The sequence below is a fragment of the Halomonas sp. FeN2 genome (assembly GCF_020595105.1).
Classification (GTDB): Bacteria; Pseudomonadota; Gammaproteobacteria; order Pseudomonadales; family Halomonadaceae; genus Vreelandella; species Vreelandella neptunia.
Genome location: NZ_CP074200.1, coordinates 3,596,290 through 3,617,437, shown reverse-complemented (window position 1 = coordinate 3,617,437; position 21,148 = coordinate 3,596,290). Strand labels below are relative to the sequence as shown.

Below are 21,148 nucleotides of genomic sequence, written 5' to 3'. Positions count from 1 at the left end.
GCACTCGCTTCGGTCACGGTAAGGTGATAGTGAAAAGCTTGGCGAGAATAAACCAGGCCAGACTAGGTGCGACGATGGCATTGACCACCACGATGGTAAGGGCCTTTTTCGTCCAGTCATGCAAATAGAGCAGTGACATAAGGAATACGAAAGCTATCGAAACCATCAGAAAGCCATAGCCGGTGTAGGGGAATAGGTCACCCACAACTGCCATTAAATAAAAATACGCCGCGATCAAGACGAGCGTGCCGAAGAAACGGAAATTATCCCTAGCTTCACCCACAATGGGCAGTGTGCGCTCTCCTCGTTTCACTGATGCCATGAAGGGAGCTACCTTTGTCGTTAAAATCAAGACAAAGAGTCCCGCCATGATCCAGTGAATAATCCTCGGGAAAAACAGGTGGGAGGTCTCGAAATCGATTGAGACACTAAGCAGACTTGACAGACCTGATTCCATAACGGCTCCGGGCATAAGCAGCAGGGTATCCTGCTTACCATTGTTCTTTCTATAGCGGCTCACGCATAGGTGAGACACCCGCCGCCCACGCAGCGAGTGCCATACCCTTTACTGGATGTTGCTGATGATTTCTTCGTAGCGAGCCATCTTATCGGCGAGATACTCAGAGGCTTCATCAGAAGGCTTGAAGTTGGGGATAAAGAAAGCGTTCTTCTGAGTCTCCTGTATTTCACCTTCCGCATAGATATCCGCTAGCGCTTCATCGATTTGCTCAACAATCGCTGGATCCATGTCTTTGTTGTAGAGGAAGAAGAACTCCTTATCGAATGTAAAACTCTCGTCATCGCCCATTGTGACGTGCACGTTTGGCTCTACATACTCCAACAGTTGCTCACGAGACGTTTGGCCAAGCCCCTCTTCCGGAGCCTGTTCAATGGTATCTTGACGGGCCGTCAACCAGACAAAACGCATTGCTTTCTGATCGTCCTCAGGTAACCGCGTGTACTGCTCGTTAGCCTGCACGGTGCCATTAATCACATCGGCTTGGCCGTCAAAAAGTTGCTGGTTTTTGTCGGATTGAGAACCGGTATTGACAGCAACCAGGTTGTCTTCCTGCCCAGGATGCTCAATAGCGATGGCATTTTTCAGGGCACTGAAACCAATCTCCGATACGCCACCCGGCTGGATAGCGACCCGCACAGTCTCACCATTGCCTACTGCAGCAATGATGTCATCAAGGGTCTGGTAAGGTGAATCTTTAGGCACCAAGTAGGCATTGCCTGGGTTGATTGCAAGCGTTGGTCCGACGGTATATTTCTCAAAAATATCGTCGTAACCTTCTACGCCATACAGATGGCCAAGGTAGGACTGATCATGGAAGATCATCAGCGTATTGCCGCGAGAGTCCCGGTCAAGTGTGCGGAAAGCAGAGCTTGCGCCAACGGCATCTACCTTCATGTTGAGATCCAGCCTTTCAGCTAGCTCATCCACCACAATAGTAGAGTTTTGATACGTATCCCCGCCTGTGGACGTTGAACCGATGACAACACGAATATTGCCCCGCAATGGGCCATCTTGGGCCATGGCTACGCCAGCGCTGACACTCAATGCTGCTATCAGCGCTGCGGAACCGACACTTGTCATTAATTTATTAGAAACGATCATACTTTCACCTCTTTCGCTCGTTGTTAAATTGTTATAGCTCAGTGGTTTAACGAGTTGGCGCTTTATTACGATTAAACGCTTTCAATCAGTTTTTTAAGCTCCTCATTCCCTCTGTATACATGTATTGGTCACTGGGGTAGCAGACACCTTTGACGATACTAATAATCAAATACTATGTAATACATCATACAACATTGAAGATATGTAGACGTCCGGAATGGTGCAAGCAGAACCAGAAGAATTTAAACCAAAGTAGCAGGCCCAAAATTGCTATTAATAACGTTTAAATGACGTAAAGAAGACGCCATGTTTTTGAAAAAAAAGCCATTATTACACCTCAACCACCCAATCAGGCTTAAATAGCAGCGGATTGAACTCGTAGGGATAGCCACCGGGATTGGCAATGATACGCGTGCCATTCCGCAAAATATCCACGGGTTCGTGAACATGCCCATGCACCCATACATCCATATTGCCCATTAAATGAGGCAAATGGGAGGCAAACGCGGGGGATAACGCGTCGCCCAGATATTGATCAGGAATACAGTCATGCAGCGGAGCATGATGACTAATCACTACCTTAGGGCCAGCAAACGACTGGGACAGTTCTTTTTCGAGCCAAGCGAGTGCTTCAGCGTGTACCTGCTGGCTCGCCTGAGGTGTGAACGTAACGCCAGGCGAGGCTTGAACGATTTTAAAATCGGGCATGTAGCGCAGCGCCTTAGACTCAGTATCGGCGGGATTTTGAGTTGGGTCACCGGCGTATAACGCAAAGTCAGTCCATAGCGTAGTACCGTAAAAGCGTACGCCATTGAGGGTAATGGCACGATTATCCAGCAGTTCAATGTCGAGCCGCTCGGCTTCGAGTGCCAGCTCATCACGCAGCAGCGGCAGGCAGGTACCGTAGAACTCATGGTTGCCTGGCACATAGATAATTGGGGTGTCTGGAAACTGAAGGCGCGCCCAGGAAAGGCCTTCGCACTTACGGTGAATGTCCCCCGCCAGAACCACCACATCGGCCTCCACCTCCGGCAGCTCGCGGTTTCCGTCAAAAAATTCCAGGTGCAGGTCAGACAAAATACGCAGACGCATCGGGCTCTCCATAGCAAATACCTATTTAAACTACCTTAGCCAATCTTACCCAGCCTAGGGCACTTTGTCGCAGGGCATCGGTGTCACGCCAAGATATGCTGCACTGCAACAAAAATAGGCTATAATAACGATGTCGTCCCAATAGGAGGACCGCACAATGACTTTTTTAATAACCCCCCCTGCACGCGATAATGAAGTTCTAGAGTTCTGGAGCTTGAATGCTCAGTGGCATCGTGCCGCAGTTGAAGCGCTGAAAGCCTATTTAGGCTAATTCAGGTGCTTTTGCACCCTTTAGACCAAAGATAATCACCGAAGCCGGAATATTTTCCGGCTTTTTTATGGCTATGAAAACCTTTTCCATTCAACGACCTAATATCGTCATTTCAGCATTTGTAAGCCATGGCTTACGAAAAATGGCAAATCACCTACATCGTTAGGACTAGCCCTTCGCAAAAAAAGCTCTTAATATCTTACCGCAGCTAAATTGCTGCTTCGCACAACACAAGCTGTGTACAACGTGCGCTTTTACTGCATGAGTTTTTACAACATCATTTTTTTACAACAAGGTCTCAACAAATTTCTGCCCCCTGAAAGAGGAATAAACGCCATGCAACACTTAATCACCCCAGCACAAGCGTTGGAAGCTGATGTTATGGAAGTGTGGGCGAAACGCGCTCTGCAGCAGCGCGCGGCACTTGACGCTATTAAGGCTTATCTGCGTTAAGCATATAGAACCCGCATGCTGTTTCAGCTCCATACAACGCCTCGTTTACACGAGGCGTTTTTTTAGCCTTACAGCCAGATGATTTGGCAATTTCGGCCTTAAATCAAGCGGCGCTCCTCGTAAAGACGCATCGCTTTAATGTTTCCTACCGCTACGATTAATAACACTTTGTGCATTTTTAAAGCGGTAACAATCAGCGCAATGTCTAGCGAAGCATTGACTTTAAGTGCAACGTTTCGATGTTCTTAGCCAATCCCTATAAGTCAATTTTCGATAAGGTATGGAGTTACATAAAGGATTAGTCTAATATTAGTTCGGCTAATAAAGGCGCAATACTCAACGTGCAAACTCTTCTTGTTATGCACGTACATTGACGAAGGAACGGACGATGCAAAAACCTTTTTTGGTTCGCAAAACATCTTATGTATTAGGTTTAGCGGCGACTCTCGCTCTTAGCGGCTGTCAATCTGGCGCTGATCTCGGCGGCTTAATGTCTGCGGGCTCCAGCTTAGCCGGCGCTGCCACGATGTCGGATCAGCAAATGCAACAACTAGGCGATCAAACCATCGCTCAGCTTGATTCCCAGAACCACCTTGTTGCAGACGATAGCCAGTATGCACAACGCTTGGCCAAGTTAACCCAAGGCTGGGAAACAGTCGACGGCCATACGCTTGACTATAACGTTTATCGAATAGAAGAAATGAATGCTTTTGCGGTACCCAACGGATCCATTCGGCTGCATAGCGGGCTGATGGATGAGATGACCGACGATGAAGTGCGTTACGTTATCGCCCACGAGATCGGCCACGTCGCATTAGGACACTCCAAGCGTGCTTTCCAGGTTGCCTATGCGGCTTCCGCTGCACGTGAAGCAGCTGCGGCCAGCGGTAGCACTACCGCCGCCGCACTATCAAGCTCTGAGCTTGGTGACTTGGGCGAAAAACTGATCAATGCTCAGTTCTCTCAAAGCCAAGAGAGTGCAGCTGATGACTATGCCATTGAGCTAATGCAGCGCCACGACATGAATGCAGAGGCTTCAGTTGCAGCTCTACGTAAAATGGAAGCCAAATACGGCAACAACAGCAGCGTCTTCTCCAGCCACCCAGCCGCGGGTGACCGTGCAGAGCGCCTAGAAGCTTCGTTCCAGTAAAGCTCAGGCACCGGTACTCCTGCCAAGTTAGTCTTGATAATGAATGGCAGGAGTATTGGTTGCTAGGGTTTAAAGATTTTTTCTTACCCCCACTAAGCCCATTCGCCACCCTCTTCTTGCTGCTCGGAGAGTTGCGCTAGGTAAGTGCCCTGCAAGATATACATCCGCTTTACATCGCGGTACTTGCCATTGATAAAGAACTCCTGCACCAAGTGGCCCTCTTCTATAAAGCCACTCTCCTCGTAAAGATGAATCGCTTTAACGTTCTCCACCGCCACAATGAGGTATACCTTGTGCAGGTTTAAAATGGTAAACGAGTAATGCAGCGCTTGGCGAATTAACGTTCGGGCAAACCCTTTGCCCTGATGCTCTGGGGTAATAATGATTTGAAATTCGCCGCTGCGATGGATGTAGTCGATCTCAATCAGTTCTACCAGACCAATGGCATTTCCATGGCTATCTTCCGCGACAAAGCGCCGTTCGGCGTTGTCATGGATATGCTTGTTATACAGCTCCTCCAGCTCATCGAATGACTCGTAAGGCTCTTCAAACCAGTACGACATAATGCTCTGGTTGTTATTTAGTTCATGAACAAAGCGCAGGTCGTTGCGCTCCAGTGCACGCAAATAAAGTGTGTGGCCCATTGCCCGCTATCCTTATGAATATCCACTCAGGATACTCGTTTTAAGCTTGTTCGCTATCCGGTTCTTGCATTTAAGTTAGGCTATTTTGGCAGTCGCCTAAAGGAAAACAGCTCTGCCAAAGGGTGTTCTCTACCCTCTATAAGCGCTCGCAGCAGTTTGGCACCTATCATGCTATAGCTGATGCCGTTGCCGCCGTAGGCCATGGCAAAATGCACGCGTGAACCTAGGGCGTCATGCGGGCCGAAAAAAGGTAGGCCGTCGTCGGTTTCAGCAAAGGTGCCACCCCAAGAGAATGTTGGGTTGATATCGAGTTTAGGCCATAGCGTTTCTATTTTAGCTGTTAACCCTTCGGCCTTCTCTTCTACCCGCGCATCACGGCGCTTGGGAATATCTTCATCGTCGTCGTCTCCCCCTACGAGAAGTCGCCCATCACAGGTAGTGCGCATATATAGGTAGGGGCGCGATGATTCCCAAATCATCGTGTGGCGCAGTTTGCCCAATGCCTCTGGCGGTAGTGGGTCGGTGATCAGCGCATAGCTGCTGCGATTGACGGCCACCTTTTCTGGCAGCCAGGCTTGCGACTCATACCCTGCGGCCATCACCACGTACTGACAACGCAGCTTGGCACCATTAGCGAGCGTGAGCGTGACGCCTTGATAATCCGGCGTCATCGTCTCCATTTGTGTGCGGTCATATACTTCTCCTCCACGCTCGACCACCCTGGAAAACAGCTGATATGCCATGCGATAAGGATCAATAGTGGCGGCTAGCTGAGTAAGAATAGCGCCGGGTGCCTCAAAACCGTACTCCGCCAAAATAGCCTCGCGTTCAATCCACTCGGCTTCAAAACCGTGTTTTTGGCGCAGCGCCAACTCCTCCTGAAGCGATGCGACATCCTCTTCGCTACTGGCATAGTAAAGGCTTTGCTGACGCTCAAAGTCCACATCGCCCAGCCCTGCCGCCAGGGACTCAAGCTCGCCAATCGCCTCTGCACAGGCGCGGTAAGCACGCACTGCATCGGCTTCCCCGTAGCGCTCGGCTAGCTCTGTCATATGGGTGTCAATTTCGTACTGCAGCAAAGCAGTGCTGGCGGCTGAACTGCCCCACCCCACATCCCGGCGTTCAAGCACCACCACATGGTGACCGTTGCGGCTTAGCTCATCAGCAATCAATGCACCCGTAATACCGCCACCAATCACAACAACCTCGCATTGGTGATCGCGAGTCAGCTGAGGAAAGGTTTTCAACAGGCCATTTTTGACTGCCCAAAAGGGATAACCACTTTTCAGATCCATCTGTTTGCCTTTGCTTGAGAGACTTGCAGTATGCTGTTAACCATAGATGGTTCCCCAGAACTTGCTTGAGAAAACGCTTCCGAGTGATTACTCCACACAATAAAGGAGATGCGCATGATTGATTTACGCAGTGATACGGTGACCCGTCCGACCTCTGCCATGAAAGACGCCATGATGGCCGCCCCGGTTGGCGATGATGTGTGGGGCGATGACCCAACGGTCAACGCGTTTCAAGCAAATCTGGCCGAGCAGGCAGGCAAAGACGCGGCGCTGCTGTTTCCTAGCGGCACACAAAGCAACCTAGTGGCGCTAATGGCCCATTGCGAGCGTGGCGATGAGTACATTGTTGGGCAGTCGGCCCACACTTATCGTTATGAAGGCGGTGGCGCAGCGGTGTTAGGCAGCATTCAGCCACAGCCTATTGAGAATGACGCCGATGGCACGCTGCCACTGGAAAAAATCAGTGCCGCGATTAAAGCCGACGATTTTCACTTTGCGCGTACTAAGCTGCTGGCATTAGAAAACACCATTGGCGGCAAAGTGCTGTCCACAGACTACGTTTTAAGAGCCACTGAGCTTGCCCGCGAGCGTGGCCTGGCAACGCATTTAGACGGCGCGCGCTTATTCAATGCCGCTGTCGCAACCGACACCTCGCTCAAGCAGCTCTGCCTGCCGTTCGATAGCGTGTCGCTGTGCTTCTCAAAAGGCCTGGGTACGCCATTAGGGTCGGCACTGGTGGGCTCACAAGCATTGATCGACCGCGCTCGGCGCTGGCGTAAAGTTGTGGGTGGTGGCATGCGCCAGTCAGGCATTATCGCCGCCGCCTGCCAGTATGCGTTAGATAATCACGTGGCGGACTTAGCTGACGACCACCGTCGTGCAGAGCGCCTTGCAGGGGGCTTAGCAAAGCTGCCAGGGGTCGAGATCACTGCTCAAGCAACTAATATGGTGTTCGCGCATTTCCCCGATGAGCATGTAAAGCCACTCTCCGCCTGGCTAAAAGAGCACGGCATATTGATTGAGCTGCTTTACGCTACGCGGTTCGTTACGCATCGCGATGTTAATGACGCGGATATCGACAAAGTCATCGCGGTGATGGAGGCCTATTTTAGTCGCCATTAAAAACGAGTCGTCATTAACCAGTAAATAGCTTAGCTAAGAGATGACGCCCCTAAAGCAAGATGCACGGCGATGCCTGCCATCATCAAGCCAATCAGGCCATCGATAATGCGCCATGCGATGGGTTTTGAAAGCCAAGGCGAAAGCGCAGCGCCGCCCCAGGCCAGCAGGCTGAACCAGAGGACGGAGGCAGTCGAGGCTCCCGCCACAAAAACACCGGCGCTCTCCTGCTGGGAGCCAATGGCGGGTATCAGCAGCAGCGTATCCAGATATACCTGGGGGTTAAGCACGGTGACGGCAAGAGTGGCGAAAATCACTTTGGTTAAGCTGCGCGCTTTTCCGGCTTCAGCGCTTAACCCTTGCCGTCCGCTACAGGCTCTAAATAATGCCTGGGCCGCCAGCCAGCTTAAAAACACTACGCCTATCCAGCGCATAGCCTCCAACGCACTGGGCATCGTCAGCAGAAAAGCACTTACTCCAAACATCCCCGCAGTGAGCAGTATAATATCCGCACTCATGCACAGACCTGCCGACCACCAGTGGTACTCACGACGAATAGCCAGCCCTAGGATGTAGGCGTTTTGCGCCCCAATCGCCATGATAATTCCGCCGCACACCACCAGCCCGGTAATATAACTTTCCCACATTGCCCTGCCCTCATTGCCGGAATTAGCGTCGCGTTAATCAAACAACGCACTCATAAAACATCGCGCTAAGATAACGGGTAGTCTTGATAACTAAAAATCATCCTGCTAATGGGGTATTAATTTTTCTTATAAGAGGCCATTGATTGGATTTAGTAAAAAAGCATGAAAATTCTAGACGACTCCCCAACACTCCCTGGGAGCATAAGAGTTAGCGGTGACGCTTTGCTTGACAATTCTCAGGTTTCAAAGGGCAGGCGCCGCACAGCGGCTCATCTGGGAGGCGATACTTGATACAGCACAAGCGTCGTACGCGATTGGGAGTATCGCCACCCAATTCAAGATAACGCACTGGTTGATAGAGTGGATTACGCCGCCCATCCGGTAACATGGGTGTATCAAGAAAGCGAAGTAGCGGTTCACCGGCATTGAGAAAAGCTGAATGTCGCGAACAAGACTGGCCCAAAATTTCCACGTAATGGCCAAGATTACTCCAGTACACTTTGGGTGAAAGCCCCGATAGCTCAGCTAGCACATCGACTAACGGAGCGCACAGCCCCTCAAAAAGCGGCGCAAAGCGTTCATGAAGAGCCTGAGATGCCAGAGGTTGCCCTCCATCACGTAGCCACAGCCGTTTCACTTGGCTTCGCTCACCCAGTTCCACTCGCAACTGATCTGGCTGTAACGGAAACCCTTGCCCCAATAGGAGGTTAGCTACCAATGTAGGCGACGATACCAAACTAAAAAAATGCTTTGACCATATTGATGCTGCAGCCTTGCAATCGGCACTTTCGCCATAACTTGCAGTATGCTGTCGCAGCAACCTATCCATAGTTTTACGTTTAAAGAGCGCCGTGATCGGAAGCGTCGCAGCATCCGGTCGGCCAAAACCAGGTGCCTTCATTTTATCCATGGGCGGTTGGCGATAGAGCGCCAAAAGGGCCTCAATCGGATCACCAAGCCGAATGGAGTCTTCATTCATTTCCATCATCGACACTCCTGCTGGCTTACCAAAGAATCGTTAGTCACGCATGGACTACTGATCTGTTCACCGACCTCATCAGCGGCTAAGGCATTAACCAAGGATTCGGCGACCCCTAGAGCAGAAGGAAGAGCACCGAAATGGTTAAAGGTCGCCGGTAGGAAAATGACATCACCGCGTTTTATAATGGGCAAATGTTGCCACATACCATTTGCAGCGAATTGCTCACGACTGGGATTATTAGAGTAAGGACTTTCTAATATTACTAAGCGAGCATTGATATCCACTAAGGAGTCGATACTAACCATTGTGATTCCAAAGTGACTCTCAGGGCCTTGCCAAGCATTTGACAGCCCCAGCTGTTCAAGGGAACCTTGGAAAAGACTGTTACGACCAAACACCCTGGCATGTTTATGATCCATCAAGCGAACAATCAATAAAGGTGGGATTTGATCACCAGCTATCCTGCTTCTCAATGATTGGAAATGCGACTCGGTTTCTTTAATCATGTCCTCCGCAAGATCCGTAGATCCGATGGCCTCTCCCACCCGTCTTGTGAAAGAGATCATTCGTTGCCAGCTACTTGCTCCGCTTTCTGAGTTATAAGGAGCTAGGCTTTTTACCTTGGCAATACCTGACAGTCGAGGGACTATGTGCGTGAATTCCGGCGATGTCAGAACCAGCTCGGGTGAGACTTGATCAAGAAGTTCAAGGTTGGGCTGGATAATGGTTCCGAGATTGATGGCTTGCGCCGCTCCCTCTAGAGTGGAGTATGGAGTGTCCGGATCTATGACGGCGCTAGGTACTATTCCCATCGACAATAATGTTTCAGTACAGCGATAATCAAGAGAACCAATGGAGCGTATGTCACGGGAAGCAATTGCCAAGTCAGGAATAGAAAGTGCAAGGCACGCAGTTGGGATCATTATTACCATGCAGCGATATAGAAGCATACGTACAATACAGATACGGAGCATGACAGTCCTTGCTTGATCTTAGTAAAGCAACTGTAGTCTTTATGCTGCTGAAAGCGGCCTATCTAAGCCCATCAAGGGTAGGCACCACTTATTGTTATAGCAGCAATATCTAAGAATTATTAATGACTCACCACCCCGCCGCCATCAGCGGGGTAGCGACTTAAAACTAAAATTCCATAGTTGCAGACAGCACCACACTTCTTGGCTCGCTGAGGCGAAGCCTTCCGCCGCTCCCACCAGCAGATTCCCAGTAATCCTTACCTAAGAGATTATTTACATTAGCTCTCACTATTATAGGTTGATCATCAAATTGGTAACCTGCCCCAATATCCCAACGTGTCCACCCTGGAATCTCTTGAGCGTTGCTGGCATCAATATATTGCGAACTGCTGCTAACTACACTTGAATTTAGAGACAATCCTGAAATAGGGGCATCCCACTCAACGCTAATATTACCTATCCATCGTGAAATTCCCGGCGCTTGATTACCGTCATTAACGCCATCTTGTGTTTCAGTTAGAGTTGGCTGTAGATAAGCTATACCACCTAAAAGTTTTAAGGTTGATGTGGGTTGGCCAAAGACATTTATTTCGACGCCACGATTACGCTGCTCACCATCTTGAGTCGATATAAATGCTCCATCAGTGGAGCCTGGAAGAGTGATTGTGCTCGGCTGTCGAATCTCGAAGGCGCTCACGGATCCCCCAAATTTGCCATGATCTAGTTTTACACCCGCTTCTAGTTGTTGAGTTTTGGATGGAGGAAATGTCTCACCAGCATTTTCTGCTGTCGCTGGGGCAGTATAACCGAGATCAAGTCCTTCAATATAATTACCATAGATGGAAATGTTGTCAGTGGGTTTTACCGTTACTCCTACTGCGGGTGCTATAGCACTCTCATCATAAAGAGAAGTTCTACTTCCATTTTCAGTGTCAAAATTCTCAATTTTTACATTCTGATGACGCGCACCTAATGTAATAAGTAACTGCTCATCAAACAATCCCACTACGTTTGCTGCTGCTATAGATGTTAACTCTCTTTCAAATGACTTTGGGATATCTCTGGAGAGCTCGAATTGATTAGGAAGAGCAATCACACCCACACTGTGAAGGCTGGAAAGGCTTACATCGCTGCTCTCGTATAGATACCCACCTTCCTCCCTTAGCTTCGAGACGTTTATATTGAAGTTATGGGTAATATCACCCGTTGTTACAAGACCACGAACCCCTGATGTGGCACTCCTTGTGTCAACATAATCCGGATAATAAACGGGAAATGAGGCCAAAGGGTTTGGCGCATCTATCAGTGCATGGTTGGTTCTAAGATTGTAGCGCGTATTGTTACGCCCCCCTAATCCACCATAAAAAGTCCAATTAGAAGATAGGTCATATTCACCTTGGATAGCGGCATAAGTATCCTCGTTCTCTATTTCTTCCCATGATTGCGCTGTTTGCTTGCTTGCATCGGGTGCAGAAGGGACTTCTACTCCTTGTCGGAGCTGAAGCCCTGAGCCAAAGCCGCTCCCAGCATCTGTTCTATCTTTTTGATAGCCTAGGTCAGCCGATAAACGATAGTTATCCTCTTGGTAATCAAGGCCAAGACTAGCAACGCCTAACGTTGAGGATTGACCATCGACCTCCGTATCCCCTTCTCTGAAGACCCCATTAAAACGTACGCCAAGTTGATTGGACTCTCCAAATCGGCGGCCAGTGTCTATGTGAGTGCCTAACTGAGAGTCGCTTTGATAAACGGCTGCGATTTTTGTCAGAGGAGTATCGCTTGCTCGCTTAGGGACAATATTGATTGCGCCACCAACTCTGCCACCGGGTGAGACTCCGCCCAATAAGGTGTTGGGCCCTTTAATGATCTCCACACGCTCTACGGTTTCCATGGATATAGTGTTTAGCGGCATCACACCATAGAGACCATTAAGAGAAATATCACTGTTGAAGAGAGTGAAGCCACGAATTTGAAAGGTATCACCTCCCGTGTTGGTGCCTCTTCCGCGCGTGCTAATCTGGATTGAGGGATCATTATCAGTAAGATCGGCTATGCTTCTGGCTTGCTGGCTTTCAATGAGCTCGGAGGTATAACTGGTGATGTTAAAGGGCGTATCCATGATGTCCATGTTGCCCAGCAAACCAAGGCGCCCGCCAGTTGCCACTTGCCCACCAAAATAAGTAACGGGTAAGGCTTGGCTTGAAAATCGAGAGCCTGTGACTTCCATTAATGATAGTTCCACATCCGTTGCCTGCTCTTCCAACCGATAACTACCCTCAGCGCTGCGCACTGGTACAAGGCCGGTACCTGCCAACAAGCGCTCCAAACCTTCGTTTACTCCATAGTTGCCCTGCAGCCCAACGGTCTGCTTGCCAGCGGTCAAAGTGGCATCGAAGGCAATCTCGATGCCTGCGCTGACCGCGAAACGATTTAAAGCCGTATCGAGCTGTCCTGCTTCAATGGAATAGCGTTGCTGAGCGGCGGCACTCTGCCCTGCTGCTTGCTGGGCAAGCGACGTTGCGGGTAGGCCAGCCAAACAACTGGCGAGCAGACCGTATTTAATAGCTTGCGGAATGGCACGGGCCAAAGGCGTTCGAATAAAGCGTGAGTGCGCTTGCTGCGTCGTCATGAAGATCCCCGTTGATTTTTATGTCTACATCTTCTATTCCGAACGAGAACGAGAATCCCTCAATGTTTTCTGAAATTTTTCTTTCTAGCTTTCGTTAGTGTTACGCGACGCGACCGTAACCCATAATGGCGTTCGGTAGACCACCTTTAACGACAGCGCATCGGCCAGGCTGGCCAGAGCGCGATCGGTATCTTGCAACGAGAACACCCCGCTCACCCGTCGGTCGGCCACCTCTGGTGCGCAGCGCACCACGCCATGGCGATAGCGGCTCAATATTTCGACCACGTCAGCAACCCGCATGCTCTCGGCCACCAGCCGCCCCTGAAAGCGGGCCTCTCCAGCAGGTTCCAAGGGCTCAGGTGTCGATACCTCATCGGCGCTCATATCAGCCTGCTGGCCAGCATCCAGCGTCGTCCGCTCATCACATCCACGCCGCTCAAGGGCCACTCGTCCCTCATAAACGGCCACTTGGGTGCTGTCAGTATGCTGCTGCACGCTGAAGCGGGTTCCCAGCGGATAAGAAAGCCCTTCCTGGGTCATAACGCTGAACGCCCGGGCGTCCGGTGTTTTTGCCGTGGTAATCAGCACTCCGCCACGTAGCAGGTGGAGTCGCCGCTGGTGGGCATCGAACCTTACGTCGATGGCGGTATCGGTATCTAACACCAGATGCGTACCATCGCTCAGCGTCACTTCGCGGCTCTCGCCAATACCGGTGGCGTAGTCGGCGAACTGGCGCTGCCACTGGGGCGTGCGCGGTAGCCCAAACCCCAGCCCGCCCAACAATACAGCCAGGCCGCCCCACTGCAGCAAACCCCGCCGCGAAACGGCTTGGGAAGACGAAAACAGCTCGCTACGGGCAGCGTGACGCGGCAGCGCAGCTAACCGGCCATCAATCGCCTGCAACTGCTGCCAGGCGCGCTCATGTTCCGGCGATGCTTGTCGCCAGGCCAGGCAAGCCTCGCGCTGGGCCTCGCTGATGTCGTCGCTCCATAGGCGCGCCATCCACAGGCTGGCCTGCTCTAGAACGGCAGGATCGATGGTCTCTTGAGAGGTGTCGGCGGACGTGCGGCTCATGGTATTCACTTAGGGTTGAGATTCACTTATCGCGCGGTGGCAGGTCAGCAGCGCCCGGGCGATATATTTCTCTACCGAAGAGACCGAGACACTCAGCGACTCGGCGATGTCTTGATAGCTCAGGCCGTCCAGGCGACACATAAGGAAGGCCCGGCGAGGCTTGTCGGGAAGCTCATGGAGCAGCGTATCGATCTCTACCAGCGCCTCGATAGTGAGTGCTTGCTCCTCGGGAGAAGGCGCGTGTGACTCAGGAAGCAGGCTGAGGGTTTCCAAATAGGCGGTTTCGATTCGCCGACGGCGGTAATGGTCGACGACCAAGCCTTTGGCGATCTGGGTCAGAAAACGACGTGACTGTTCGGGCGCGGGTGTAGTGCCCCGCACCAGTATGCGTAGGTAGGTATCGTGCGCGAGATCGGCTGCGGTATGGGAACAGCCCAGCTTGGCGCTCAACCAGCGCCGCAGCCAGCTATGATGATTGTGATAGAGGGCGTCGAAAGGAACCTCGTTTCCGCCCTGTTGCTTTATCGATAACATCGCCCGCTGCCATTGATCGCCCGTGCCAAATGCCCAAAAAAAAGGGGCAAAACCAGACGCAAACAATAAGTGATAATACTTATCATTACAAATAATATGGTGATGTAAAGCACCTGCAGATGACAGATCGGTGCTAGGGGGTGGTTGGCTCCTCAAGTGCTTCGACAAGAGCGTCGGCAAAGCGGAGGGCGGAAGGGTGAACGCCACCAATCCAAAAAGTAGATGGCAAAACCACAAAGTCTCCCCGCTGAACGCTAGGAAGGTAACGCCACATACCGCTATTTTCGATATTGTTTTCTATACCTATGGGGAATGCACTTTCCATAACGACTAATCTCGCGTCTTCGAGATGAACATCGAAGAGCTCTCTGATACTTACTAGTGAGCGCCCCCATGTATCAGTATCTCTTTTCCACGCATTTTGAAGGCCTAACCGATCTAGAGCTCCCTGAAACACACTTCTATCACCATATACTCGCACGTATTGTTCAGTTATGAACTGCACAACTAATAAGGGTGGCTGTGGCTCCAAATCATCTTTCAGCGATGCTAAGTGAGATTGAGTATTTTTAATCAGTTGCTCTGCTGCAACTCTTCGCCCTGAAAGATCACCTACTTCCAGAATAAAGGCATCAAATTTTGACCATAGATCGTTGTTACTATTATTAGTATATGGATAAGATTGGACTATGTCAGACGTTGAAATTTCAGCTAGAACCGTTTTCAATCGAGTCTGACGAGGCACAAGAAATAGGTTCTTCGTCACTTCATGTGGATTTAGCCTGATCGAACAGGCGGCCCACCGGGCTGCCAATCAGGTAGATCATGGCGATGAAGTTAGCCTCGTTCCGATAGCCACGTGCGCGTGACCGAGCTGCCTGAAATAGGCCGTTCATCCCTTCCAGTCTTGCGTTCGTCAGTCCCGAGTGCCAGCGCCTGACCACTGCTTCCGCGTGCCGCTCAAGTGTCGCCAAGGCCTTTCCCATCGGCTTCAGTAGTGGCTTTTCAGAAACCGCCGATTGCATGACCTTGAGGTAGTTCGTGATGCGCCACCGAGCCGCTCTGGGCGTTGGGGCCTTCTGGATCCAGCGTAGCTTTTCCTTGATTATCCAGGCATCGGCCGTGGCGCTCTGATCAGCTACTAACTCCTGGAGCGCCGCCAACTGTTTAGGCCTCAGGTTCTCGTTGTCCAGATTTTTCAGCAGTGCCCAGCGCAGCGATTTAGGGTGTTCCTGCTCGCGGCGCTCTTTCTTGCGTACCTCGTCCAGCCGCTTGGTAAAGGTCTGCACGATATGGAACCAGTCGACCGTTACCTCGGCCTTGGGAAGGTGCTTGGTGATGCCGCTAAGGAAGGCGGGCGACATGTCGCAGACTACCTCGACCACATTGTCCGTATCGCCCCCATGGGCTGTCAGGAAGGCGCTAAATGCTTGGATGGCATCCTTGCCGCAGCCTGGAACAGCGAAGATCACCGGTTCCTGCTTGCGCTTCATGTCGAGGAACACTGTGACGTAGTGATGGCCGCGCCGGGACGCGGTTTCGTCCACGCCGACCGTCGCCACCTTGGACAGATCCAGTTCCCCTAGCATTCGGCCTACGTAGTGATGCACGATGCGCCATAGTCGTTTGTCGGAAATCTCCAACTGGCGGGAGACGGCCAGCACCGGCATCTCCTTGACCAGTGACATAGCCGCTTGCTCAAACAGCAGGGTGAAGTCGCTGCCCGGCCGCGCCCAGGGCACCTCTATGCGTTTGACGCCATGTTCAGGACACTTCGTGCGAGGCACGCGAGCATGCAGGTAACAGTGGTGCTGAAAGAAGTTCAGATGCCGCCAGGTTTTGTCGGCAAAATCGTGAGCTTGGCAGGTCTTACCGCACTCTGGACAGGGATAGAGACTGCCTCGCTCCGCCTCGACATAGAGATCCAGGCGGTGGGGCGACACAGAGGTATCCAGGTGCTGGTTCTTGAGGATCCAGGGCGCTTCTAGGCCCAGGCCGAGCGCCAGAATTTGGGTGCCGTCCATGTCATACCTACTGCCGTTGTAAAGACTATATTCTGGCCTAGCTCAGGGCATGAATTCCACACTCAGCGTCGAAGAGCCAAGAAATATATGTTCGGGGGCAATGCTACTGAGCAACTCCATATTAGGAAATAGTTGGGTACCAATATCCGTGATATCCGCGTCGGCGTAATCATTGCCTGTCCAGTTATCGAAAGCAGCAACATTGCCCATAAGAACAGATGGAGCGTCAAGCGAAAGCAGTGCTTCTGCGATAGTCCATTCAAAAACGGCAATGGATGAGGATGCTTTAGCATCCATCACTGGACTGGCGGTAAAGGAAAGTCCTAGAAATAAAAAAAAAGTACGCCAAAATCTAGGCAGCGATTGAAAAAAGCGCATATTGATGCTCCCGTGATATAGCAGCAGACAGGCCATTATTTAAAAATAATTAACACAAAGATATTATTAATATTTTAATTTAATAAAAATCAGCCTCTTACAGAGGCTGATTCCAATATCATTCATTGCTATAAAAACTCTAAAAGTCATATTTCATCGTCATCATAAAGTTGCGTGGTGCGCCGTAATAATTATGCTTGGTTTCCGACTGAACTGTAGAGTAATACTCTTTATCAGTCAGATTGTTGCCATTTAATGAAATATCTAAGTTCTCATTGACGCGATAGCCGACCATCGCAGAAACGGTGGTATAGCCTCCCTGCTCGATACGCGTATCAGCACTTTCGGCATAAACACTGCTGACCGTACTAACGCCAGCACCAAGGCGCAATCCCTGATTAGGATCGTCGCTAAAGTGATAACGAGACCACAGATTGAAGCTATGCTCCGGCGTGTCCGGCGAGAGAGTAAGACCTTCTGAGCTAGGATCTCTTACGAACTCAGTTTGCGTATAGGCGTAACCTGCGCTGAGATCCCAGCGAGGCAGTAACTGACCGCTGACTTCAAGCTCGAAACCCTCACTCTTTGCTTCGCCGATGGGAATTGAGAAGCCAGGGTTATTAGGGTCTGTATAGGCTCGGTTAGTGTCTTCAATACGGAAAACTGCGGCATGCCAGTTCAAGTCCCCCAGAGCATGTGAGCCCTTAATGCCAGCTTCGTACTGCTCGCCCTCTCGCGGATCAATGGGGTCACCATTTTTACCCACAGCTGTTTGCGGCTGAAATATGCCTGTGTAACTGGTGTATAGATTGAGTTCTTCGTTGAGCCGATAGATCAAACCAGCATAAGGGATAAATTCAGTGCCATCATCACTAGACGCTTCTCCACCGAGAAAGTTATTGGTTTCCCACCAATTGATACGGCTACCAAGCGCAGCGGTGAAATCATCGGCGATGTTGAAGCGCAACTGGCCGTATGTGGAATATTGCTCGGTGTTGAACTCAGTTCTGCCGGGGGTACCGTCGAAATTTGACTCAGTGCGGTCATTTTTTGGATTAAGCAGGTTTTGGGGCACATATTGTGGATCACCGTAAGACCATTCATTACTTAGCTCACTGCTCTGATAGATGGCACCAAATACGGCTTCATGAGTTTTTCCAGCTAGTTGGAATGGGGAACTAAGCTGTGTCTCTATATATTCATCCTGCTTCTCCAAATCCCAAGCAATCTGACGAATCGCAAAATCGCCGCTATCTCTTTCGACGGTAAGAACCCCTTCACTGCTTTTTCTCAGACTAGCGTCTCGATCCAGACGATTCGCTTTAAATGTTATCTCGCCACCGTTGGTAAGTAGATGTTCAAGTTCCAGGAAATAGCGCTGCGCGTCTCCTGCCTGCTTGTCCCAGTTAGATCCGAGATAGGTGGAACGGTCAACATTGGGCAGTGCGCCATCACTGTAGGCCGGTAATCCAGAGTGTGGTCGGAACTCTTCATCTTGTACAGTAACGCCCATTGACAGCGTCGTTTCGGGAGACAAGTCAAACTCGAGCGTTCCATAGCCGACTTGGTTCTCTGAGTAAACGTGGTCAATAAAAGAATCTCTATCATCGTAGACGCCAACTAAACGCCCCCGCACTCGTCCTTCGCTGTCTAGTGCGCCGGTAACGTCCACAACGCTTCGGTAGGCATCATCCGTACCCGCAGAAAGAGAGATGGAGGCTTGGCTTTCGGTTAAGGCACGCTTGCGAACCAGATTGATGGTGCCGCTGGGTTCACCAGAACCTTGAAGGATACCCGCAGGGCCTCGCAGCACTTCAATACGATCGAGCAATGCTGTGTCGAATACTCCTGCGCTTTCCCAAGCGCTACCTGTGTCCTGAATTGGGCTACCATCCATGAGAAAGGAGTCAATATCATAGCCTCGTGCCTTAATCACGTACTGATTGGGCCCGTACTCACTCACGGTTATACCAGTGACGTTGCGCATGGCCTCAGACAAGGAGGTAGTTCCCTGGTCATCCAAGCGTTCTCGGGTCACAACGCTGACGGATTGAGGCGTTTCCTTAATTGATTGTGAAACTAAGCCAATGCTAGCGCTTTCGCTTGTGTAAGAGTTGCTGTTCTCGGTCATGCCGTAGGGAAGGCTCTCACCGGTTACCGCTACAACCGACAACGCCACATCAGCCGCCCGTTCTTCCAACCGATAACTACCATCACTCTGCCGGGCTGCCGTTAAACCCGTTCCATCCAATAGCCGCTCCAGTCCTTCATCGACTCGATACTGGCCTTGCAGGCCGGGGCTTTGGCGCCCTTCCCCCAGCTCGCCTGCGCCGCTGATAAAAACTCCCGACTCGGCGGCAAAGCGGTTGATGACGCTGCTTACCGGGCCGCTGGCAATGTCATAGTGGCGTGCTTGCTGCTGGGTGACTTGTGCCATGGCGGGCTGCGATAGCAGCGGTACGGCCAATAGTCCGGCGGCGGCGAGATGAACCGCCAGCGCCAAGGCGCGGCGGTTAAGCGTCGGTCTGTGCTTGGCAGTCAGCGGTTGAAGTGCAGTGCGCTGTTGGAGCATATCGGTTCCCCTTGCAGATACGTTTTAAGTGCTTATAAAGGGGAATCGAACCAGCGCGAAAAAGGGGAACCAGAAAAACCAATTTTTGCTCTTTTTTATTCCTCGCTGGAGCTTGCTTTGCCTGCCTCGATTTTGATCCACCAGGGCATTACTTGGCGCACTTTCACCGGCAGCGTGGTCTCGACCATGTTAAGGGTGCGCTCTAGATCATCGAGCGGGAAAGCGCCGAACAGGGTGAGATCTGCCACCGCCGGGTCGACTTCAAGGCGGCCACGGTGATGGCGGCTAAGCGCCGCGGCGAAGGCTTTAAGCGACATGCTCTCGGCCAGTAGAATGCCGTTGGCCCAGGCTTCCCGGCGGCCTTCGGCGGGGGTGAGCTCACCGATGCGGTCAGCGGCGTAGCGGGCCTGCTGCCCGGCAGTGACCACCTGCCGCTGGCTCGCATGCTGAGCATCGCCCAGGGTCTGGATGGCCACGGCACCGTCAAACACCGCTAGCAGTTCGCCTGATGACTGCTCACCCACGCTAAAACGCGTGCCCAAGGGCGTGAGGCGCGCACTGCGGGTATCCAGGTAAAACGGCCGCTCGGCGGCGTCTTTGCCGGTCTCTATCAGTATCTCGCCGGTCACCAGCGCCAAACGGCGCTGCTCTTGGTCGTAATCGACATTCAGCGCCGAGGCGCTGCTCAGCCAGACCTGGGTGCCATCCTCCAGCACGATGTGAGTGATTTCGCCAGTGGCGGTGTGATAATCAGCGCCCCACTGCTGTACTAGTCGTGTCAGCGGTGTGGTTTGCCAGAGCGCTGCGGTGAGTACAGAGACCAGCGCTAGGCTTGCCAGCCCACCCAGCAAGTGACGCCGCCCCTGCCGCCGTTGGCGCGCGATGCCAATCACGCTGTCAGCGGTTTGCCTCTCATCCTTGCCTAGATTGTCAGTGAAGCGGCGGCTAACGCCTTCCACCTGTTGCCAGGCCCAGCGATGGGTGTCGTTAGCATCCCGCCATGCCTGCCAGCGTTGACGCTCCGTTGCCGACATCTCTCCCGCTTGCCACTCGGCAAACCATTCGGCGGCCTCCGCCAACGCACGACGTTTGGCGGCTTCATCGGCGCTAGCCGCAGAAACCATTTAGAGGCTCGCCTCGAAGCCTGCTTCGATCAACGCGCACTGCAGCATGGCCTGGGCCATATATTTTTTAACCATGCGTTCGGAAACCCCCAGCTCCTCAGCAATCTGACGGTAGGGTTTACCGTGTAGCTGGGAGGCCAAAAAGGCGCTAGCGACTTTCTCGGGCAGCCGCGCCAGCATGCGGTCGATCTCGCACAGCGTCTCGATAACGATCTGCTGCTGTTCGGCAGAGGGCAAATGCACCTCGGCGCTGGCCGCCAGGGCTTGCTGCCAGGCGCGCTCGATATCCTGGCGGCGCCAATGATCCACGCATAGCCCTTTGGCCATACGGCTGAGATAGGCTCTGGCACCTTCGAAACTATCCAGGTGGCGGGGCGTTTTCAGCAACCGCACAAACGCATCCTGCGCCAGATCCGCCGCCGACTCACTGCACCCCAACCGATGGCTGAGCAACTGCTGCAGCCAGGGCTGGTGGTGGTGATACAGCTCACCGAGGGAGTCTCGGCAGCCGGTATGGTAAGCCGCAGGCTCGGCTGATCGGGGTGCCGCCGCCATATAAAAAGTG

Annotated in this window: 19 protein-coding genes; 2 read left to right on the top strand and 17 right to left on the bottom strand. The window is 51.9% G+C overall.

Annotation, left to right across the window (positions count from 1 at the left end; translation table 11 throughout):
* Window positions 1-13: 13 nt before the first annotated feature.
* The 3 genes from KF947_RS16630 to KF947_RS16620 form a co-directional block, all read right to left on the bottom strand.
* Window positions 14-457, bottom strand: coding sequence for a tripartite tricarboxylate transporter (locus tag KF947_RS16630; RefSeq protein WP_133732930.1), 444 nt, complete (start codon window positions 455-457; stop codon window positions 14-16).
* Window positions 458-565: 108 nt separating this feature from the next.
* Window positions 566-1,621, bottom strand: a complete 1,056-nt coding sequence (locus KF947_RS16625) for an ABC transporter substrate-binding protein (RefSeq protein ID WP_133732931.1) — start codon at window positions 1,619-1,621, stop codon at window positions 566-568.
* A 330-nt stretch (window positions 1,622-1,951) separates the two neighbouring features.
* A complete protein-coding gene (locus KF947_RS16620; protein WP_227404529.1) occupies window positions 1,952-2,713 on the bottom strand; it encodes a metallophosphoesterase in 762 nt (253 codons plus the stop codon).
* A gap of 1,112 nt (window positions 2,714-3,825) precedes the next feature.
* Here KF947_RS16620 and KF947_RS16615 point away from each other — a divergent pair.
* A complete protein-coding gene (locus tag KF947_RS16615; protein ID WP_133732939.1) occupies window positions 3,826-4,587 on the top strand; it encodes a M48 family metalloprotease in 762 nt (253 codons plus the stop codon).
* Between the two features lie 92 nt (window positions 4,588-4,679).
* Here the strand turns inward: KF947_RS16615 and speG are convergent, their stop codons facing one another.
* Together speG and KF947_RS16605 are read right to left on the bottom strand one after the other, a co-directional pair.
* Window positions 4,680-5,231: a spermidine N1-acetyltransferase gene (gene speG, locus KF947_RS16610; protein WP_227404528.1), complete on the bottom strand. Its 552-nt coding sequence runs from the start codon at window positions 5,229-5,231 to the stop codon at window positions 4,680-4,682.
* Between the two features lie 80 nt (window positions 5,232-5,311).
* Window positions 5,312-6,526 carry an NAD(P)/FAD-dependent oxidoreductase gene (locus KF947_RS16605; protein ID WP_227404527.1) on the bottom strand — a complete coding sequence of 405 codons (1,215 nt, stop codon included), beginning with the start codon at window positions 6,524-6,526 and terminating at the stop codon, window positions 5,312-5,314.
* A 114-nt stretch (window positions 6,527-6,640) separates the two neighbouring features.
* On the opposite strand from KF947_RS16605, the gene ltaE reads away from it, so the two are divergent.
* Window positions 6,641-7,648, top strand: a complete 1,008-nt coding sequence (ltaE, locus tag KF947_RS16600; RefSeq protein WP_227404526.1) for a low-specificity L-threonine aldolase — start codon at window positions 6,641-6,643, stop codon at window positions 7,646-7,648.
* Window positions 7,649-7,677: 29 nt separating this feature from the next.
* Here ltaE and KF947_RS16595 read toward each other — a convergent pair whose 3' ends face one another.
* From KF947_RS16595 to KF947_RS16540, 12 genes are all read right to left on the bottom strand, one after another.
* Window positions 7,678-8,292 (bottom strand): LysE/ArgO family amino acid transporter, encoded by a 615-nt coding sequence (locus KF947_RS16595; RefSeq protein WP_227404525.1) that lies wholly within the window; start codon window positions 8,290-8,292, stop codon window positions 7,678-7,680.
* A 208-nt stretch (window positions 8,293-8,500) separates the two neighbouring features.
* Window positions 8,501-9,280 (bottom strand): siderophore-iron reductase FhuF, encoded by a 780-nt coding sequence (gene fhuF, locus KF947_RS16590; RefSeq protein WP_227404524.1) that lies wholly within the window; start codon window positions 9,278-9,280, stop codon window positions 8,501-8,503.
* On the bottom strand, window positions 9,277-10,248 hold the full coding sequence (locus KF947_RS16585) for an ABC transporter substrate-binding protein (RefSeq protein ID WP_227404523.1): 972 nt from the start codon (window positions 10,246-10,248) through the stop codon (window positions 9,277-9,279). The genes fhuF and KF947_RS16585 overlap by 4 nt, the downstream gene beginning before the upstream one ends.
* 166 nt (window positions 10,249-10,414) lie before the next feature.
* Window positions 10,415-12,877: a TonB-dependent receptor gene (locus KF947_RS16580; protein ID WP_227404522.1), complete on the bottom strand. Its 2,463-nt coding sequence runs from the start codon at window positions 12,875-12,877 to the stop codon at window positions 10,415-10,417.
* Window positions 12,878-12,961: 84 nt separating this feature from the next.
* Entirely contained in the window at window positions 12,962-13,951 is a 990-nt protein-coding gene (locus KF947_RS16575; protein ID WP_227404521.1) for a FecR domain-containing protein, read from the bottom strand.
* 9 nt (window positions 13,952-13,960) lie between these two features.
* Window positions 13,961-14,485 carry a sigma-70 family RNA polymerase sigma factor gene (locus KF947_RS16570; protein ID WP_227404520.1) on the bottom strand — a complete coding sequence of 175 codons (525 nt, stop codon included), beginning with the start codon at window positions 14,483-14,485 and terminating at the stop codon, window positions 13,961-13,963.
* Between the two features lie 133 nt (window positions 14,486-14,618).
* The gene (locus KF947_RS16565) at window positions 14,619-15,212 is read right to left on the bottom strand and encodes an ABC transporter substrate-binding protein (RefSeq protein WP_227404519.1); all 594 of its coding nucleotides are present in this window, start codon (window positions 15,210-15,212) and stop codon (window positions 14,619-14,621) included.
* 40 nt (window positions 15,213-15,252) lie between these two features.
* Window positions 15,253-16,509 (bottom strand): ISL3 family transposase, encoded by a 1,257-nt coding sequence (locus KF947_RS16560; RefSeq protein ID WP_227404396.1) that lies wholly within the window; start codon window positions 16,507-16,509, stop codon window positions 15,253-15,255.
* A gap of 42 nt (window positions 16,510-16,551) precedes the next feature.
* A complete protein-coding gene (locus KF947_RS16555; RefSeq protein ID WP_227404518.1) occupies window positions 16,552-16,887 on the bottom strand; it encodes a hypothetical protein in 336 nt (111 codons plus the stop codon).
* A 139-nt stretch (window positions 16,888-17,026) separates the two neighbouring features.
* Window positions 17,027-19,459 carry a TonB-dependent siderophore receptor gene (locus KF947_RS16550; protein WP_227404517.1) on the bottom strand — a complete coding sequence of 811 codons (2,433 nt, stop codon included), beginning with the start codon at window positions 19,457-19,459 and terminating at the stop codon, window positions 17,027-17,029.
* Between the two features lie 95 nt (window positions 19,460-19,554).
* Complete coding sequence (locus KF947_RS16545) at window positions 19,555-20,583, bottom strand: FecR domain-containing protein (protein ID WP_227404516.1); 1,029 nt, start codon at window positions 20,581-20,583, stop codon at window positions 19,555-19,557.
* A complete protein-coding gene (locus KF947_RS16540) occupies window positions 20,584-21,138 on the bottom strand; it encodes a sigma-70 family RNA polymerase sigma factor (RefSeq protein WP_227404515.1) in 555 nt (184 codons plus the stop codon). It lies immediately after the preceding gene.
* Window positions 21,139-21,148: the final 10 nt, after the last annotated feature.

Coding starts and splice junctions, on each gene's coding strand:
- KF947_RS16630 (WP_133732930.1), bottom strand. CDS start 457: ATGGAATCAGGTCTGTCAAGTCTGCTTAGTGTCTCAATCGATTTCGAG.
- KF947_RS16625 (WP_133732931.1), bottom strand. CDS start 1,621: ATGATCGTTTCTAATAAATTAATGACAAGTGTCGGTTCCGCAGCGCTG.
- KF947_RS16620 (WP_227404529.1), bottom strand. CDS start 2,713: ATGCGTCTGCGTATTTTGTCTGACCTGCACCTGGAATTTTTTGACGGA.
- KF947_RS16615 (WP_133732939.1), top strand. CDS start 3,826: ATGCAAAAACCTTTTTTGGTTCGCAAAACATCTTATGTATTAGGTTTA.
- speG (WP_227404528.1), bottom strand. CDS start 5,231: ATGGGCCACACACTTTATTTGCGTGCACTGGAGCGCAACGACCTGCGC.
- KF947_RS16605 (WP_227404527.1), bottom strand. CDS start 6,526: ATGGATCTGAAAAGTGGTTATCCCTTTTGGGCAGTCAAAAATGGCCTG.
- ltaE (WP_227404526.1), top strand. CDS start 6,641: ATGATTGATTTACGCAGTGATACGGTGACCCGTCCGACCTCTGCCATG.
- KF947_RS16595 (WP_227404525.1), bottom strand. CDS start 8,292: ATGTGGGAAAGTTATATTACCGGGCTGGTGGTGTGCGGCGGAATTATC.
- fhuF (WP_227404524.1), bottom strand. CDS start 9,280: ATGATGGAAATGAATGAAGACTCCATTCGGCTTGGTGATCCGATTGAG.
- KF947_RS16585 (WP_227404523.1), bottom strand. CDS start 10,248: ATGCTCCGTATCTGTATTGTACGTATGCTTCTATATCGCTGCATGGTA.
- KF947_RS16580 (WP_227404522.1), bottom strand. CDS start 12,877: ATGACGACGCAGCAAGCGCACTCACGCTTTATTCGAACGCCTTTGGCC.
- KF947_RS16575 (WP_227404521.1), bottom strand. CDS start 13,951: ATGAGCCGCACGTCCGCCGACACCTCTCAAGAGACCATCGATCCTGCC.
- KF947_RS16570 (WP_227404520.1), bottom strand. CDS start 14,485: ATGTTATCGATAAAGCAACAGGGCGGAAACGAGGTTCCTTTCGACGCC.
- KF947_RS16560 (WP_227404396.1), bottom strand. CDS start 16,509: ATGGACGGCACCCAAATTCTGGCGCTCGGCCTGGGCCTAGAAGCGCCC.
- KF947_RS16555 (WP_227404518.1), bottom strand. CDS start 16,887: ATGCGCTTTTTTCAATCGCTGCCTAGATTTTGGCGTACTTTTTTTTTA.
- KF947_RS16550 (WP_227404517.1), bottom strand. CDS start 19,459: ATGCTCCAACAGCGCACTGCACTTCAACCGCTGACTGCCAAGCACAGA.
- KF947_RS16545 (WP_227404516.1), bottom strand. CDS start 20,583: ATGGTTTCTGCGGCTAGCGCCGATGAAGCCGCCAAACGTCGTGCGTTG.
- KF947_RS16540 (WP_227404515.1), bottom strand. CDS start 21,138: ATGGCGGCGGCACCCCGATCAGCCGAGCCTGCGGCTTACCATACCGGC.